The 18,344-nt window shown below is 52.8% G+C and carries 12 protein-coding genes; 2 read left to right on the forward strand and 10 right to left on the reverse strand.

Translation table 11 applies throughout. The annotated features are described in order from the left end of the window. Positions 1-491 precede the first annotated feature (491 nt). The 4 genes from copI to L6J37_RS16700 all read right to left on the reverse strand — a co-directional run bounded on the left by copI (position 492) and on the right by L6J37_RS16700 (position 7,341). The gene (gene copI, locus L6J37_RS16685; protein ID WP_237795966.1) at positions 492-1,040 is read right to left on the reverse strand and encodes a copper-resistant cuproprotein CopI; all 549 of its coding nucleotides are present in this window, start codon (positions 1,038-1,040) and stop codon (positions 492-494) included. A gap of 87 nt (positions 1,041-1,127) precedes the next feature. Continuing rightward, positions 1,128-4,256: an efflux RND transporter permease subunit gene (locus L6J37_RS16690; protein ID WP_237795968.1), complete on the reverse strand. Its 3,129-nt coding sequence runs from the start codon at positions 4,254-4,256 to the stop codon at positions 1,128-1,130. After that, the gene (locus L6J37_RS16695; RefSeq protein ID WP_237795970.1) at positions 4,253-5,962 is read right to left on the reverse strand and encodes an efflux RND transporter periplasmic adaptor subunit; all 1,710 of its coding nucleotides are present in this window, start codon (positions 5,960-5,962) and stop codon (positions 4,253-4,255) included. Before L6J37_RS16695 ends, L6J37_RS16690 begins: the two co-directional genes overlap by 4 nt. 2 nt (positions 5,963-5,964) lie before the next feature. Then, positions 5,965-7,341 carry a TolC family protein gene (locus tag L6J37_RS16700; RefSeq protein WP_237796026.1) on the reverse strand — a complete coding sequence of 459 codons (1,377 nt, stop codon included), beginning with the start codon at positions 7,339-7,341 and terminating at the stop codon, positions 5,965-5,967. 692 nt (positions 7,342-8,033) lie between these two features. Between L6J37_RS16700 and L6J37_RS16705 the strand changes: the two genes are divergently transcribed. Next, positions 8,034-8,576: a hypothetical protein gene (locus L6J37_RS16705; protein WP_237795973.1), complete on the forward strand. Its 543-nt coding sequence runs from the start codon at positions 8,034-8,036 to the stop codon at positions 8,574-8,576. A gap of 67 nt (positions 8,577-8,643) precedes the next feature. On the opposite strand, the gene L6J37_RS16710 is transcribed toward L6J37_RS16705, so the two are convergent. The 4 genes from L6J37_RS16710 to L6J37_RS16725 all read right to left on the reverse strand — a co-directional run bounded on the left by L6J37_RS16710 (position 8,644) and on the right by L6J37_RS16725 (position 12,233). Continuing rightward, positions 8,644-9,162: a protein disulfide oxidoreductase gene (locus L6J37_RS16710; RefSeq protein WP_237795975.1), complete on the reverse strand. Its 519-nt coding sequence runs from the start codon at positions 9,160-9,162 to the stop codon at positions 8,644-8,646. 4 nt (positions 9,163-9,166) lie between these two features. Continuing rightward, positions 9,167-11,266, reverse strand: a complete 2,100-nt coding sequence (locus L6J37_RS16715; RefSeq protein ID WP_237795976.1) for a protein-disulfide reductase DsbD family protein — start codon at positions 11,264-11,266, stop codon at positions 9,167-9,169. Positions 11,267-11,325: 59 nt separating this feature from the next. After that, positions 11,326-11,706: a hypothetical protein gene (locus L6J37_RS16720; RefSeq protein ID WP_237795977.1), complete on the reverse strand. Its 381-nt coding sequence runs from the start codon at positions 11,704-11,706 to the stop codon at positions 11,326-11,328. Between the two features lie 137 nt (positions 11,707-11,843). Continuing rightward, on the reverse strand, positions 11,844-12,233 hold the full coding sequence (locus tag L6J37_RS16725; protein WP_237795978.1) for a DUF805 domain-containing protein: 390 nt from the start codon (positions 12,231-12,233) through the stop codon (positions 11,844-11,846). Between the two features lie 282 nt (positions 12,234-12,515). On the opposite strand from L6J37_RS16725, the gene L6J37_RS16730 reads away from it, so the two are divergent. Continuing rightward, positions 12,516-15,335, forward strand: coding sequence for an FAD-binding and (Fe-S)-binding domain-containing protein (locus L6J37_RS16730; protein WP_237795979.1), 2,820 nt, complete (start codon positions 12,516-12,518; stop codon positions 15,333-15,335). 255 nt (positions 15,336-15,590) lie between these two features. Here L6J37_RS16730 and L6J37_RS16735 read toward each other — a convergent pair whose 3' ends face one another. Together L6J37_RS16735 and L6J37_RS16740 are read right to left on the reverse strand one after the other, a co-directional pair. Then, positions 15,591-17,255 (reverse strand): methyl-accepting chemotaxis protein, encoded by a 1,665-nt coding sequence (locus L6J37_RS16735; RefSeq protein WP_192017479.1) that lies wholly within the window; start codon positions 17,253-17,255, stop codon positions 15,591-15,593. A gap of 256 nt (positions 17,256-17,511) precedes the next feature. Beyond that, the gene (locus L6J37_RS16740; RefSeq protein ID WP_237795980.1) at positions 17,512-18,312 is read right to left on the reverse strand and encodes a THxN family PEP-CTERM protein; all 801 of its coding nucleotides are present in this window, start codon (positions 18,310-18,312) and stop codon (positions 17,512-17,514) included. Positions 18,313-18,344: the final 32 nt, after the last annotated feature.

An 18,344-nucleotide genomic window follows, 5' to 3' on the forward strand; every position in this document is an offset into this window, starting at 1 on the left:
TAGATTTATACATAATCATCTGATACTAAAGAAATTCTATGACATCACCATATAATGGCATCACTAAGATAAACGATATGATGTCTTATCTTTCGCTTTTGCATAAAGTTCTATGTAACTGATTCACATATGATTTCATCATTCATGTTCGTTGTATCATCAATCAGCGACAAGTGATTCGAAATAATAAAGCGATATTCTATAGTCTCAGGTCTGTTCATTTACAGCCGTTCAAATATGACTGAAAGACCACCGCCGATTCATCAACAATCACGTAAATTTCTTCATCAGACACGCTACCGCCCTTCACATTGAAGTGAATCGTATGATAGAAATTTGACGCTTATATATGATATTCAGATATGGCTGCTGTTTCACGCTTTGGTGTGTTTTGAGTTGCATATCTGTGCATTAGGGCAAGTTCTGCGGCGTGAAAAAAGGAGGCGGTGCCTCCTTGGGTAGGTGGAGTGTAAGCTGTTGACGGGGTTGGATTACTGCACCATGATGCTTTTCACCATACCGGCTTCGGCGTGGCCGGGGATGTTGCAGGCGAGCTCGACCTCTGGTTCACCGTGGAAGTGCCAGAGCAGGGTTTTGGCTTTACCCGGTTTTACCGTCACGGTTGAGCCGCTGTCGTGATCATGGCCGGTTGTCATGTTGCGCATCATTTCCCGGTGTTTGAGTTGTTCTTTCATTGAGCCGATGGAGAACTCATGGTCGATCTTGCCTGTGTTCATTACGACAAACTGCACGACATCGTTGGCTTCGATCTGCACGTCTTTCTTAAAGCGGATCTTCATGTCATCGGAGAGAATAACGTGAACCACTTTGTCGGGTTTGGCGCCTTTGGCGGGCATACCGACAGCAGACATGTCTTCCATGTTCATGCCATCCATTTTCATCCCTGAATGATCCATTTTACTGTGGTCCATTTTCGAATGATCCATCGAACCGTGGTCCATCGAGCCGTGGCCCATTTCATCCGCAAGGACAGGCGTCGAGGCCAGTGTCATGATAAGGGCGAGTACTGTTTTTTTCATCTGTATTTCCTTTGTGTTCAGCATAATTATTCTGATGTGTTTACCTTTGTGCCCTTCTCCCGCCGGGCAGGAGAAAGGCAAAGATAGTTAACGGTTTGATGTCACTTCGCGCTGCTTCCACAGCTTGAAAATGGCGGGCAGCACCAGCAAGGTGAGAAGCAAGGCTGACGCCATGCCGCCAATCATAGGTGCGGCAATACGCTGCATGACTTCCGATCCTGTGCCTGAGCCGTACATAATGGGAATCAAGCCAATGATGACTGTTAGAACTGTCATCATCACAGGGCGGACACGCAGCCCGGCCCCTTCCCGGATAGCGTCAGTCAGATCCTGTGGCTGCAGGTGATTCTGCTGCTCTTCTGCCTGTAATTTGCGCCAGTGCCAGGCCTGATTGAGATACACCAACATGATGACGCCAATCTCTACCGCCACGCCTGCCAATGCGATAAACCCGACGCCTACCGCAATCGAGAAGTTGTATTGCAGGAGATACATCAGCCAGACGCCACCCACCATTGCCAGCGGCAGGGTGGCCATAATGACCAGCACTTCCCCTACCCGCCGGAAGCTGAAATACAGCAGCAGCATAATGATCATCAGCGTAACAGGCGTAACCACACTGAGTTTTGCCTTAGCCCGTTCCATATATTCATACTGCCCGGACCAGGTCAGTGAATAACCGGCTGGCAACGACAGTTCGCGGGCCACAATCTCTCTGGCTTCGGCAACGTAAGAGCCCAGATCACGATCTTCAATATCCACAAACACCCAGCCGTTGGGGCGGGCATTTTCTGTTTTGATCATCGGCGGCCCGTCTTCGTAGCGAATATCGGCCACATCGGCGAGGGCAATCCGGGCGCCGTTAGGTGTGACCAGTGGCAGATTCTGCAGTTTCACCACGGAATCCCGATAGTCCTGCGGGTAGCGGACATTGATCGGATAACGCTCCAGCCCTTCAATGGTTTCGCCGACGTTCACACCGCCAATTGCAGAGGCAATCACCTGCTGAACGTCCTGGATGTTCAATCCGTAACGCGCGGCCTGGCGGCGCTTGATATCAATGGTGACATAGCGCCCGCCGGCAACCCGCTCGGCATAGACAGAAGCTGTGCCCGCTATCGCGTTGAGGATGGGCTCAATCTGCGCGCCGATGGTTTCTATTGTTTTCAGATCCGGCCCCGCAATTTTGATGCCTATCGGGGTTTTGATACCCGTTGCCAGCATATCGATGCGGGTTTTTATCGGCATCACCCAGGCATTGGTCAGGCCGGGAAACTGCACCAGATCGTCGAAGGTTTTGCGCAGCGATTCTGTCGTCACGCCCTCGCGCCACTGATCGCGCGGTTTGAGCTGAATCACGGTTTCTATCATAGTCAGCGGCGCGGGATCGGTCGCGGTTTCTGCCCGGCCAATCTTGCCCCACACGGTTTCCACTTCCGGCACGGTTTTGATCAGCTTGTTGGTTTGCTGCAGCAGCTCACGCGCCTTGCCAACGGAAATGCCAGGATAGGTGGTTGGCATGTACATCAGATCGCCCTCGTCCAGCGGCGGAATGAACTCACTGCCCATTCTGGCGGCCGGGTAGTAAGCCGAAGCCAGCAGCGCCAGTGCCACTACAATCACGGCTTTAGGATAAGCCAGACTGAGATTCAGCAACGGCCGGTACAGGGCCACCAGCCCGCGGTTGGCCGGGTTTTTGTGCTCAGGCAACACCTTACCGCGAATAAAGTAGCCCATCAGAACCGGAACCAGCGTGATCGCCAGTCCGGCGGCTGCGGCCATGGCATAGGTTTTTGTGTAAGCCAGCGGCGAGAACATCTTGCCTTCCTGGCCTTCCAGCGCAAACACAGGCACGAAGCTCAGGGTGATGATCAGCAAGGAGAAAAACAAAGGCGCACCGACTTCTTCTGCCGCTTTGCCGATCACCTGCCAGCGGTTCTGATCTGTCAGCGGTGTGCGCTCGATGTGCTTGTGCACATTTTCAATCATCACAATCGCGCCATCGACCATCGCCCCGATAGCAATCGCAATTCCGCCGAGCGACATGATATTGGCGTTGATCCCCTGCCAGTGCATGACGACAAAGGCCGCTAAAATACCGACCGGCAGACTGATAGCTATCACCAGTGAGGAGCGGATGTGGAACAGGAAGATGGCGCAAACAACCGCCACCACGATGAACTCTTCCGCCAGTTTCTGCCACAGATTCTCAACCGCGGCGTTAATCAGGGTTGAACGGTCATAAGTGGGCACTATCTCGACACCGTCCGGCAAGCTGCGCTGCAGTGCTGCCAGTTTGGCTTTCACCGCCTCAATTACCTGACTGGCGTTCTCGCCATAGCGCATCACAATCACACCGCCTACCGCTTCACCTACGCCGTTCAGCTCGGAAATGCCGCGTCGCATCTGCGGGCCAATGTTGATATCGGCGATATCTCCCAGCAGCAAGGGGGTGCCTTTGGCTGTGGTTTTCAGTGGCAACGCTTTCAGATCGTCAACACCGGTCAGGTAGCCGGTTGTTCTGACCATGTGCTCGGCTTCGGCCACTTCGATAACCGACGCGCCAACTTCCTGATTACCACTCTGAATGGCGTTGTTAACCTGCTGAAGCGTCAACCCGTAAGCGCGCAGCTTGGCTGGATCTATCTGCACCTGATACTGCTTCACCATGCCACCGACTGTGGCCACTTCCGACACCCCATTGACGGTTTGCAGTTCATACTTCAGAAACCAGTCCTGCAGACTGCGCAGCTCAGCCAGATCGTGCTGGCCGGTTTTATCCTGCAGCACATAACTGTATACCCAGCCAACGCCGGTCGCATCCGGGCCCAGGGTCGGTTTCGCGTTCGCCGGCAGCTTAGGCGCAACCTGGCTGAGGTATTCCAGCACCCGGGAACGTGCCCAGTACATGTCGGTATCATCGTTGAAAATGATATAAACGTACGAGTCGCCAAAGAAGGAATAGCCACGGACCGTATCGGCACCCGGCACTGCCAGCATGGCGGTGGTCAGCGGATACGTCACCTGATCTTCCACCACTTGCGGTGCCTGTCCCGGGTAGCTGGTTTTGATGATCACCTGTACATCGGATAAATCCGGCAGTGCATCGACCGGGGTATTTTTAACGCTGTACAGGCCCGCCAATGTCAGGAACAGGGCCGCTATCAGCACCAGAAAACGGTTGTGGAGTGACCAGCGAATAATGGCAGCTATCATTGCTCACCCCCGGCCGCATTCAGTTGTTTCAGGCTGTACTCACTGCCGTTGCGGACAATCAGAAAGCGGACGGTTTGTCCTTCTGTAAACGCAGACAGATCGATACTGTCATCGACGGTGAAGTTCATTTCGCCCGGCTGCCATTGCCATTCGGGCACCGCTGAATGTGACAGAGTGATCATCCCGAAATCCGCCATCAGCATTGTAATATCACCTTTTACCCAGATTTCCCGGGCAGCAGGCTGATCCTTGACGTTGAAATCCACCACCTGATACTGGCCGGATTCTAGTTTGGTAATTTCGAAATCCAGTGTCTGTCCCGTCTTCAGCGGTGCCATTTCCAGGCTTTCAGCCAGAGTGAAATTCATCACCATGCCCGGCCAGTCCCATTCCGGTACAGGCTGATGGTTTATCGTCAGCATCTTGTGATCGGCCATCACCTCGGTAATTTCACCGGTTGCCCAGACTGTGGCTTGTTCAGGTTCAACACCGTTGATGCGTGCCAGATCTGCCGACTGACTGGATTCTGAGTCCAGCAAGAAATGTGCAGAGGTCACAACACTGTCCTGCAGGCTTAATCCCTGCAGGACTTCAATCTGTTCTGCCGCCTGGCGGCCCACTTCTATCCGGGCAGAGCGATATTTCCCCTCACCTTCTGACAACACCACGCGCGTCATACCGCCGGAGCGAATCACCGCAGAGGCCGGAATCGTCATCACCGCTTTGTCTGTCTCGGGCTCCAGCACGATGTTGGCAAACATATTGGGTTTGAGTTCGCCCGCTGCATTGTTGAAATTCAGCCGCATCCGCAGAGTACGGGTAGCTGGGTCAAGAATGGGATAGACATAATCCACACGCCCCTGCCACGCTTTGCCCGGCAGGGCATCCAGCGTCATGGTGGCTTTACTGCCTGTTTTTATCCAATGCGCCTGGCGTTCAAACACCTCGGCATCGACCCAGACAGTATTCAAGGGCCCTGCGCTGATCACCGACTGCGCCGGTGACAGATACGCCCCTTCACGGACATTCAGGCTGGCGATCACCCCGTCTGCCGGGGCCTTCACTTTCACTGTTTGTACCGCTTTGCCACTTCTGGCGATGGCCTGAATTTGTGCCTTATCAACTCCCAGCGACACCAAGCGCTCATAGGCGCCTTTAATCAGGCCATCACGTTTAGTGCGGTATGCATTCAATAGCTCTTCCTGGGCTTTGACCAGTTCCGGTGAATACAGGGTGAAGAGTACATCTCCTTGCTTCACCTGCTCACCAACCGCATTGATGTAAAGGTTCTCCACCCAGCCGCTGACACGCACGTTGGTTTGCCACAAGTGCCTTTCATCAAAAGCGACATACCCGACGGTTTCAATTCTGGGCGACAGTGGCTGGACAGACACCGCAGCCGTTTTCACGCCAAGGTTGTTTTCCACCGCCGGATCAATACGTACCGTGCCCGGTTTACTTTTCGAACCGCCTTGGTCTTCTTCATAAACCGGGATCAAATCCATCCCCATCGGCGACTTTCCCGGCTGATCTCGCCGGTAGTTGGGGTCCATAGGTGCCACCCAGTACAGTGGGGCTTTGGGTGTATCCGCTGATGAGTCGCTGTTATTGGCTGACAGAGCCTGGCTGCTGAGGTATTGACTGCCCACATAGCCGATTGCGCTTCCAATCAGCAGCGCCAGCACAGTAATTGTTATTGTTTTCATTCTTATTTTCCTTGGTCTGTCAGTGATGGGGCGAGAGTTTGCAAGGCTTGACCACCCAGCAAAAATGCCAGCGTACTGCTGGTCTGGCTGAAATCGGCCGTCAAACGTGCCAACTCCAGTTCAAGTGCCAGTTCATCGCTGGCCGCATTGATCACATCACTGAACTGCGCGGTGTTATTCTGATAGCCGCGTTCCACGGCTTTGGTCCTTTCTTTCGCCTGCGGCAGCAAGCTGTTCTGATAACGTTCCAGCCGCTCTGCCTGGCTCTGTCTGTCAGCCAGCAAGGCATTCACCCTGGCGTTCATCTGAGCAAGGAGCAGGTCTTTCTGAGATTTGGCTGCGCCAACCTGATAATGCGCAGCAGCGCGGTTTCTGTCCTGCCGGTTGTCCGTAAACAGCGGAAGATCCACCGTCAGATAAGCACTGAGCAGATCTGAAGCCGGTTCGCCTCGCATATTATTGGCCTGCCGGTAGCCGTACATGACTTCCACGGCAAACTGAGGCTTGTAAGCTTCGCCAGCGATATCTGCCTGAGTCTGACTGGCTGAAATCGCCGCTTCAGTCATTGCCACCATGGGGTGCTGAGCCAGCAAAGAGTAAAACTGACTCGTGCCATTGTGCGACTTCAGCACAGCGTCCAGCGCTGCCCTGTCAAGTTGATAACCGGCAGCCAGTGAAGCATTCGCCGACAACCAGTCTGCCCCCAGCCATTCGGACATCTGCGACATCAATTTACGCTGGCTCTGCCGGTTGGCCTGAAGTTTATCGTCCAGCCGACTCACCTGAAGCTGGGCCTGAAGCAGGTCCTGGCTTTCACTTTTGCCAATCGCGTAATTGGTCTGGATAAAACCGGCCATTTCCGACATCAGGCGCTGATTTTCCCTTAACACGCGTTCAGCATATTGCTGATAGCCCAATTCAAGCCACAGTTGGGTAATACTGTTGGCGACCTCCCTTTGCCGGGCCTGAATTTGCCAGTCCACGCCTTCCGCTTGCTGACGCACTTTTCTGGCCTGCAGTTCAAGCGTGTCTCCGCGCTCGAACTGCTGCATCAGCCCGACTGAAATATTGGTCATGGGATCGTCATCAAACTGAAAGCTGTCCACAGGCAAGCCGCCGACACCGACTTTCAGTTTGGGATCCATTTGAGTGGCACTGGCGACGGCCGTTTCACGTAACGCACTGGACTGCGCAGCGAGCTGCGCCTGACTGGCGTCATTGCGTACAGCCAGCGCGATCAAGGTTTGTAACGATGCTGGCTGAGCTTCCTTGTGGGCGGAGACGGCCAGCGTCTCTGCTGCCCAGACCGGAAACTGCCATGCCGGGTACAGCCAGGCGGCACTGAGACTCAGCGCCAAAGCATGCATATGTTTTTTCACCATAACATCCATTCTGTTTGCTGCCGGAAAGCGGCAGAAAAACGATACTCACCGTCAGTTCACGGTGAGACAACTTACGAAGAATGGATTCAGGCGATGGGAGGACGGTAAAGGGACTGGGAAGTGTAAACCACAGAAACAACGCTCTCTGCTGGTCTCAAAGCTAACTGGCTCTTAAGAGGAAAAGGCTGATGCTGGACGGGCAGCACAAAAGCTGTACTACAAGTTGCGGTACAACAGGTGTGAGCCATGGTCATATCATGATCGCAACCGGGTGGCATCTGCACGCTGTGTGCTGAGTGCTCATTGTCAGCCGTGTGAGACATACCAGCACAGTGATGTTCAGCCATTACCATGCTGTCACTTATCATACTGAAGGTCATTAAAGGCGTGCTATTGACCACACTCGATACAACCAGTACCAGTGAAGTCAATAAGGTTAACCAGATTGTCCGACGTGATTTCCGACGCATAACCAGCCTATGAATATCTGAACGCCTACACCCTAAAGCTTTCCCTTAGGGGAAGGTCAATACTGATGGACTCCTCTATTAAAAAAATGATACCTGTGACAAGAAAAGTCAATCATGCAACACGGCTACTACGCCCTTTTCTCGTGCATTCTTACCCTTGCAACAAATACCGCGCCAGCCTGGTCATACTAAAGAGAGTGTTGTTACGGAATTCAACTGATGCGCAGATGGTCGGTTCCTACCTGGATACTTGTCGCTACAGGGCTGCTGCTCAATATCGTCTCGGCATTGATGACCAACTTTTATATCGACGGTGCCACGGTTGATGCCAACCAGCTCATTCAGCAGCAATACAATAATGAAAAGCTCATCAGCCTGACCTGGCAGCAGATTGAAGGGATAGAACGAAAGCGGGAGTTAGTGCTGAACCTAGTGTCGCTCAGTGAGCTAAGCGGCTCGCCACTTCCCACCCCGGTTCAGCAGGAAATACAAGATCAACTGGCACCATTACACAATGCGACATTTTCCGGTCTGGCAACAGACAAGCTGACAGGACTCATGGCTGCCTTCAATACCGAACAGGAACTGCTCAGAGAAAAGATCAATCAGCTCTTTATCGATAATCTCTCACTGGCCGATAAGCACACCCGCCTGATGGCGCACATCTCCGGTTTGAGAAACCTCGCGCTATTTCTGCAGATCATCGGGCTGGCGCTGATTTTAGCCAGAGATCTCAGCCGTCGGCAGGATCTGTCCCGATAGCATAAAGCCTGCCCGCCGATGAGGCAGACAGGCTTTACGATCAATCAGCTTCAGCTTAACCAGATCCTCAGCTCAGCCAGAGCCTTGCCAGCAAGCCCGGCGGTGTGGTGATGCCACTGGTGATAAAGGTAACCTTACCATCACGGACGATAAACACAGTCGGCGTAAACGCCACACCCCATTCACGACCCAGCACATTTTTTTCGTCATTAACATTCTGAAAATCCAGCCCTTTATTGGCAAAATACTGCTGCAGTTTTTGATCAGAACCGGACGACAGAGAAATCCCGATCGTTGGATAATACTGACTCAGCCAGTTAACACTCGGGGTGACAAAACGGCACACGCCGCACCAGGTTGCCCAGAAATACACTATCACAGGCTGCTCTTTACTGAGCGCGGCAATATCAACCGACTCACCCTGTATGTCGAGCGCTTTCAGGGTAAAAGGTGCGTCATCCGGTACGGACTGACTTCGCCAGAGATCGACCCCCACTGAAACCACAGTCAGCAGCACAGTAAAAAAGAGGATTTCTCTCAGCCACTTTTTCCACTTCCCCGCGTGCCTTTTATGCTCTTCACTCATTGGCTTATCCTCCCTGAGCCTGTTGAATAGCAAGCATTACATCCTCGCTGGTGTAAATCACAGGTAACGCAATACCCTGAGGGGCACCCGGGCCGTAGACGATATTAAATGGCACGCCGAACCGGCCATTGGCCTGTAAATAGGCGGTCACTGCATCATTAGGAATTGTCCAGTCTCCCTGCATACGCACCAGACCGGGTTGCTGAATCGCGTCGTAAACTGGCTGCTGCAGCAGTACGCGAACCTTGTTGGCTTTACAGGTGATACACCAGTCTGCGGTCACATCCACGAACACGGTTTTTCCCTGCGCAACCTGCTTACTGATATCAGCAGCAATCAGCGGCTGCCAGCTTGGCTCCGGCGGCAAAGGTGTCGCCCACTCTTCAGCCGTCAGACTGGCTGCGAGCAGGGCAACAGCGCTGAACAGCAGAAACACGCTGCCCAGCACACCCACAGGCTTGCCGCCAAACACTTTAACGGATCGCCACACAATCAGGCTCACACCCGCAATACCTGCCAGCCACAGCGACCAGATCGGCCAGTGTGGGGCCAGCAGAGTCAGCAGCCATAGCGTTGTCGCCAGCATCATTATCCCGAACAGGACTTTCATTTTGCCCATCCAGACACCCGGCTTAGGTAACCATCGCACCATAAACGGGAACAATGCGATAGCTATCCAGGGCAGTGCCATCCCCAGCCCCAGGCCGGTAAAGATCACGGCCAGATTGCCGATACTGCCCGCCAGAGCGAAGGCGACCGCCGTACCGAGAAACGGCGCAGAACAGGGCGTTGCAAGAAAGGTGGCAAACATACCTTGTGCATAATGCCCGGCATAGCCTTTGCCACCTTTGGTGCCCAGCCAGGTACTGATGCCCGATGGCAGGCTGATGGTGAACAGCCCCAGCATATTGGCACCAAACATGAAGGTCACCAGTACCATCACGGCAAGAAAGGCCCCGCTCTGGAACTGTATCCCCCAGCCGATAGCCTGTCCGGACAGCTTCAGCGCCACCAGTGCCAGTGCAATCAGCCAGAATGCGCTGATGATCCCGCCGGCTGAGGCCAGAAACTGCAGTCGGATCTGTTGCTTTTCCTGCTTCTCGGCCGTCAGCACGGTGGAGAGTTTCATGCCCAGCACCGGCAGCACGCACGGCATGATATTGAGGATCAGTCCGCCCAGCAGCGCCAGACCGAACATGACCAGTAGGCTATGACCTGCCTGACCGGTAACGATACCGCTTTGCACCTGTAGGCTGTGTTCAGACAACACCGCATCGTCTGTCACTGTGACCGTGAGCGCTTGCTGGGCGAGATCCGGCTGACCGAACCAGCTCGACACGCTTATCTGCGCCGTCAGGGTTTCCCCCTCAATACTGATGTCCGGACGTGAGAAATGGCTGTCTTTAACGGCGTCGGAATCACCATCAATAAACAGATCAGGTTTGACCCAGCCCTGTTCGTTGCTCAAAACTACCTGCAGTTTGCTTTGCTCTGCATCCCAGATCGCTGACTTGATCTCAGCCAGCGAAGAGGCTTGCGGCACAGTGCTTAACGCTTGTGCATAGCGGCGCATATCAGTTTCTGAAGGCGTCAGCTCTGAGGGAATAAAGGACAAATCGATCGGATAATCGGTGATCACACAAACCGTCGAGCACGAAGACAGGCTGAGAGTAGCCAGCAGAATCACAGGCTGAGAAAAATCCTCCACCTTGATGGTCATCGGAAAAATAACATCCTCAGCATAGCCTATGGTTTCCACACCGAGTACGTCATACCTTTGCGGTACAGGCCACTGCCAGTCCAGTTCGGCAATATTCGCCGAATCCTGCCAGTTCATACTGGGTGCCACGCCCCCTTCGCCGGGTGATCGCCAGTAGGTTTTCCAGCCCTGTTGCAAGCGCACTTCCAGGTAACCGGCCACTGTGCCATTGACAGCATCTGTCTGTCCGGTTAACACAAAGCGTGTTTCAACCGGCGGATGATTGGGGTCACTCAGCCAGCCCGTGCTGACGACTGATGCCTGGGCCACAGACATAAATAACAGGCACAGCCATAACCCGCTGCTTGTCAGCCATTTGATAGTCAATCGTAAATTTTTTTGCATTGTCTTTCCTAAGTAATAAACACACAGATTTTTTGGCATCACGCCAGATGCTATGTGTTTTATTCCCGGAAAATACAAAGTGTCAGATGAATGCGCCTTTTAGGGACTTTAGGCTCACGAGACGGAGGCGGAGAGAGACAGCCAGCGCCTAACAAGCCAGCAAGCAACAGTGTCAGTAGCAGAATGGGGATCAGGAAGAGAGTATCAAGCTGCTGATATTTCACCTGTAGCAGTTGTTCCGACAAATCACACTCAGAGGAATCTGCCGACGCTTCAGGCTCAGCCAGTTCACTGACAGAGAAGATTTGCACAACCTCAACAGGTTGATTCGGACAGAGCGCCAGCAGAGCCGTGTTTTTCGACAGACACACAAACACCACCCAGACCGTTAACAGTAACGCCCAGTGTGCTAAGAATTGTCGTCGGAAAAAATACTGCATGATTGCCCGTCTGTCTCGTACCCTGACCCGTGAAAATCTGATGCGCTGACTTAGGTTTCAGCATCAGCCACAGGAAAATACCACGAAACTGCGTCAGGGTAACCCACAGAATGTTACCAGGCATGTCCGGCTGCTGCTTACATCGCCATATGGCCCATTCCGTTCTCTTCTTTTGGGTTATTGCCGTATTCATTCGGGCCGGGCTGGCCCGCTCTGGCAAAGAAAAAGAGCAGAATGACGAAGCCCAAGACCGGGATCAGGCTCAGTAACATCCACCAGCCTGATTTGCCGATGTCATGCAAGCGTCGAACCCCTACCGCGACAGAAGGAATCAGTACTGCCAGCGAATACACACCGCCCAGTAAGCCTGTCCCCTCGCCCGCACCCGGAGTATTGAGAAGATTATCTGCTATGCCCAGCGCCAGAGTAACGACCAGGTTGATCAAAAAGAAATACCAGTACTCCTGTCGCTGCGCGCGACCTGAGAAAACCGCGTACTTTCTGAGTGCGTACAAATACCAGTTCATGCTCAATCCCTTGGGTTGGAGGCTGTCAGGTAAATTTCTGCAGGTGACCAGAGTCAGTTACACTCAAGTATAGATTCAGATCACAAATTTATGGTTTTTCTCTTCTGATAATAAGGAAAGCGATAGGGTTCACACCCTGTTAACAGAAATGCCGCTGAGCACCGAAAGCTGAGATCAAGAGCAAAGTCTGTTTGCTGTTACGCGCTACACTCAAAGTATCTTCATGATTCATAAATAAAAGCATCAGACTTTTTCACTTTTCGTCTACGAGCAAGGGCAACTATGACGGACAACTACCAGCAGCTGATCCAGCAGCTTGGCACCCTACTTAATGCCGAGCAGATCATCACAGATGAAGCCAAGCGCCTCGCCTACGGCACCGATGCCAGCTTCTATCGCCTGATCCCTAAGATAGTGCTTCGCCTGCACAACCAGAATCAGGTCATTGAGGTTATTCGCGCCTGCGCCGAGCTGGATATTCCCTACACCTACCGCGCCGCAGGCACCAGCCTGTCGGGACAGGCAGTCTCCGATTCGGTACTGATCACCCTGAGCGATCAGTGGCGAGGCCATCTCATTGAAGACAACGGGCTGAAAATTACCCTGCAACCCGGTGTTATCGGCGCGGATGCTAACCGCTATCTGGCCCCTTACGGACGCAAGATCGGGCCGGATCCCGCTTCGATCAACACCTGCAAAATTGGCGGGATCGCGGCCAACAATGCCAGTGGTATGTGCTGCGGTACGGCACAAAACTCCTATCGCACTGTAGATGGGATGACAGTTATTCTGACCGATGGCACGGTACTGAACACCCGCGATGAAGAGAGTAAAGCCGCATTCCGCCGCAGCCATGCCTCATTACTCGGCGATTTGTCTGAACTGAAGAATGACGTCGACACTCACCCGGCACTGAAAGATAAAATTCAGCATAAGTACCGGCTGAAAAACACCACAGGTTACGCGCTGAATGCACTGACCGATTTCAGTGATCCTATTGATATTCTTGAACATCTGATGATCGGCTCGGAAGGCACGCTGGCCTTTATCTCCGACATCACTTACAAGACGGTTATCGAGCACCCTCACAAAGCCTCTGCTTTGCTGGTTTTCAGTAATATTGAGCACGCAAGTGAAGCGACCACAGTACTGGCCACCATCCCTGTCTCCGCCGTCGAAATGATGGACGGTCGCGCGATGCGCTCCGTTGCCAATAAAGCCGGAATGCCCGATTTTATCGCCCATCTGGATCTGGAAGCCGCCGCCTTGCTGGTTGAAAGCCGGGCAGGTACGCGCGACGAACTGCTCAGTCAGTGCGACGCCATCATGGCCAGTTTGTCGGCGTTTACCATTATCGAATCTGTGCCATTCACCTCTGAGCCGGCCACTGTCAATACACTGTGGGCGATCCGCAAAGGCATGTTCCCCGCCGTGGGAGCGGTACGGGAAACCGGTACCACTGTCATCATTGAAGATGTCGCCTTCCCTGTCGCAGATCTGGCTAAAGGCGTTCGTGATCTACAGGCCTTGTTTGCGCAGTTCCGGTATCACGAAGCCATCATTTTTGGCCATGCGCTGGAAGGTAATCTGCACTTTGTGTTCACCCAGGGGTTTGATGCTCAGAGTGAAATCGACCGTTACGGTGCCTTTATGGATGCCGTCGCCGAGTTGGTGGCCGTCAAGTATCATGGCTCGCTGAAAGCCGAACATGGCACCGGCCGCAACATGGCGCCTTATGTCGAGCTGGAATGGGGCAAAGAAGGCTACCAGCTGATGCAGCGCATCAAGCGGCTGTTCGATCCGCAAGGGCTGCTGAATCCTGGGGTGATCATCAATGACGATCCGCACGCCCATCTTCGTCACCTGAAACCCATGCCTGCGGCCGACGAACTGGTGGATCGCTGTATTGAGTGTGGCTTCTGTGAACCTGTCTGTCCGTCGCGGACGCTGTCTTTATCCCCGCGTCAGCGCATTGTGTTATACCGCGAGCTGCAGCATCGCCATCGCAGCGGAGACGCAGTCGGCGCAAAAGCACTGGAATCTGTCTTTCAGTATCAGGGCGTTGACACCTGTGCGGCCACAGGGTTGTGTGCCGATCGCTGCCCGGTGGGCATTAACACAGGGGATCTCATCAAAAAACTGCGTACCGACAAGTATCAGCGCTTTGCGCCGATTGCGCGCTGGACCGCCGATCACTTCGCCACCACTACCCGCTTAGTGAAAACCGGTCTTGGCGTGGCGCAGTCTGCCCAGTCTCTGCTTGGTGAGCACAGAATGACAGCGATCAGCAACGCAACCAGACGCTGGAGCCACAACAGTACACCACAGTGGCTGCCAGAATTACCGGCAGCCAATCACCATCAGTTAATTGAAACTGCCGGCAGCAGCCCGGCACACGGCGAGAAAAAAGTGGTATACCTGCCTTCCTGTGCCAGCCGCACTATGGGTCAGCAACCAGATAACCCGGATCAGCGCCCGCTCACAGAAGTGACACTGTCACTGATTTCAAAAGCAGGGTTTGATGTTGTTATCCCTCAGGCGGTAAACGATCTCTGCTGCGGTATGCCCTACGACAGCAAAGGGATGACAGAGCCTGCGGCGCAAAAAAGCCAGCAACTCGAAGACGCGCTCTGGCAAGCCAGTGAACAGGGCAAATACCCGATTCTGATTGATGCCAGCCCCTGCGCCAAACGCAGTGTGGAAAGTTTCAGCCGGCTGATGAATATTGTCGAGCCTGTTGGGCTGGTACTGCATTATCTGTTGCCACATCTGGAACTGAAACGTCTGCATGAGACTGTGATGCTGCATATCACGTGCAGCAGCCGCAAAATGGGGCTAGAAGATGACATGCTGGAACTGGCCAAAGCCTGTGTCAGCACTGTGATAGTGCCGGAGCACATTCAGTGCTGTGGCTGGGCGGGCGATAAAGGATTTAGTATCCCTGAGCTTAACGCCGCCTCGCTGGAACCATTGAAGGCTCAGATTCCGCCAGACTGCCGACGTGGTTTCAGCAACAGCCGTACCTGCGAAATCGGCCTCTCGCATCACAGTGGTGTGCCTTATCAGTCGATCTTGTATCTGGTGGATGAAGTCGCCCGTTAGTACACAGCGTTAGTACACAACCGTTAGTACACAAAGGGTGAATACGCAATGAGTCACGGGCCAGTGAGTACACTGGCCTGCAATATTGTTATCTCGTGCTCAGATCTCAGCATTAAGACAGAAAAAGCAAACCGCTGACACTACTATAAATAGGCCTTTAGGTCTTACACAGTACGAAAAAACCCGCCAGTAATTTTATTGGCGGGTTTCTTATTTTTTATTAACTTTCAATACGTTGTTCTATTGCTGCTTCTTTTAGCTGGCCTTGATGCTGTGACCTTCACTCGCATTGGCTACCTGAAAAAAGCTGACCTGCTCAACCACTTCCTGGCTGACACGGTGCATGTCATCGCTGCATTGTACCGTTTCAGAGGCGATAGACGAGGTCTTATCCGACAACGCCTGCACCGTATGAATATTCTGGCTGATATCGGCGGCAACCGCGCTCTGCTCTTCCGCTGCCGTCGCAATCTGCTGAGTCTGCTCATTAACCTGATTGATCATGTTCATGATGTCTGCCAGTAACTGATTGGTTTCAGACATCCTCGCTTCGGCCTGATCGGCTTCTGTGGTGCTGTCTGCCATCATGTCAACCGCGCTGCTGCAGGCTTGTTGCAGCTGAGCCAGCATCTGCTCAATTTCGTTGACAGAAGTTTGTGAGCGCTGCGCCAGGCCGCGCACTTCATCGGCCACAACAGCAAAGCCCCGTCCCTGTTCACCGGCCCGGGCTGCTTCAATCGCCGCGTTCAGGGCCAGCAGGTTGGTCTGTTCAGCAATACCGCGTATCACTTCCAGAATACTTTCAATCTTGCGGGATTCGCCATGCAGCTCATTAACGACGCCCGAGGTATCTTGCAAGGTAGCAACCAGCCGCTGAACCACAGACTGGGTGTGCTCAGAAGATTCAATGCCCCTTTCCGCCAGTCCCATCATCTGATCAGATGCTCTGGCTGAATCTGAGGTATTGACCGCAATACTCTTACTGGTTGTCGAGAGCTCTTCAATCGCCGTCACGGCCTGAATGGTATGCTCTGATACCTCACCCGCCGCAACCTGAATATTGTTATTGGCATCTTGTAAAATACGGCTGTTCTCGGTCACCAGTGTGCTGGAACGCACTATGCCTGCAACAGTACTGTTCAGACGGTTGACTGTGCTGTCAATCGCGCTGCTCAGCTGGGCCACTTCGTCTGTCCCTTTAACATTGGACAGCACATCCAGATGGCCGCTGGCCAGGGCTTCGGCTGTTGCCTTAACCCGGCTGATCCCGCCAACCAGACCTCGCGCAATCCAGTGGCTCAATACAAACGCAATCAGCACCGACAGGATAATGGAGATATAAAAGACAGTATTAGCGGTTTTAATTGACTGCAAGGTATCCTGATTGGCCTGAATCGCCATCTGAGCGCTGGCCTGCTGGATTTTATCGAACTGCAGATTCAGGGCTTCATAGCTGTCAACAAAGGCTCTGAATACTGGATAAGGTGCCTGATGGTTAGGTGCTGATTCCATATCCGACACAAACTGAAGTGTATTGGCCTGGTAGGTCGATAACTTTTGCTCAAAGTCCGCCAACATCTGAGGGTCACCGTTGTAGTCTTGCTTCAGCTCTTTCACCAGTTCCGGGGTGATCGCACTGTTTTTATCGACAATCGCATTAAATTCAGGCACTTGTTCATACAACCCCAGAAGGTACACCACCTGCAGCCCCCTGACATTACCGATAATATCGGCCTGCGCCTGGCGAATCTGGCTGATCAATTGCGACACTTTATAGTTATGCTGGTAAAACTCACTGAAATTACTGCCAATACGGTCATTAGCTGATTTAATGAATAACATTGCAATCACGAACATCAGTGAGACTGCACCACCTAAAACCAAAATTTTATTGCGGATTGAGAAATGACTAAGCTGCATTGACGCGCCCCAAACAACGATTTGATGTAATTTTGTCCTCACTATTCACAAAAAGAAAAATAAAGGCAAATAAATGCCACAAGGGAATGACAGAATGCTACTCAAGCTCAAATTTTTGCATAAATAGTACAAATATATTTAATTCTGACTTGCAAGTCAGTAAAACTCCTGCCTGAAAAATTTCATGCCCGAAGAATAAATATTCGCTGTTCAGGCAAAGAAAAAGCCGCAGGTTCTGCGGCTGGATGAGATTGGGTTATGAGCTGAGATTCTGCCGTTGATTCTGCCGTTTACGGCGGCGTATCATGGCAATGCCGGCCAGCACTGTACCCAGAATGGCAACACTGGCAGGTTCTGGTACCGGCACCTCAGTCAATGCAGAAATATTAGCCTGAATGAAAGCCTGATTGGTGCTTTGCTCAACGGTTTCAAACCGATCAGCAAATAGACCGTTGACCAGAAAACCCTGAATGTTCACCGTATACTGGATGCCGTTTATGGTAGTGACATCCGTGAACTGCGAGGTGGATACCGTAATGATGTCCGCACAGCCGTTCACGTTTACCCCAACGCCATTCGCTTCCCCGTTCGCGCAGGGATCCGCGCTGTTGCTGGTCTCGTTATGGGTAAAGTTAAACACAAACTGCACATCCACCGGCGTTCCGCCGTCAATAGACACTGTCGTGCTCAATTGCAAATCGACACTTTGCAGGCTGGCACCTGAGCTCAGAATGACATTATTTAAATGGGTAAAAGTCCCCAGCTGAAAATCATCGCTGGTGCCGGTATCAGTATCAAACGTGGTGTCAAAGCTGGCTGCAGAGGCAAAATCATAGCCGCTCTGCGGACCCGAAGACGGCGATGGCAGCCCCCAGCGTAACATAGGGTTATCCGTCGCATTGCCGATTGTCATTGGCTGACCACTGCCGGTATCTGCCACCGCGTTAACCCAGGAACCCGTAAATGCGCCAAACTCAACAGTGACTAATGCGGCATTGACATGGGCACTTGCCAACATCGCCAGACTGAACATCGTTATTTTTGTCACAGGTTTCATTACACACCCCCAACCCAACTTTATTGTCGTTT

The sequence above is a fragment of the Photobacterium sp. WH77 genome (genome assembly GCF_022014395.1).
In the GTDB taxonomy this organism is placed as follows: Bacteria; Pseudomonadota; Gammaproteobacteria; order Enterobacterales; family Vibrionaceae; genus Photobacterium; species Photobacterium arenosum.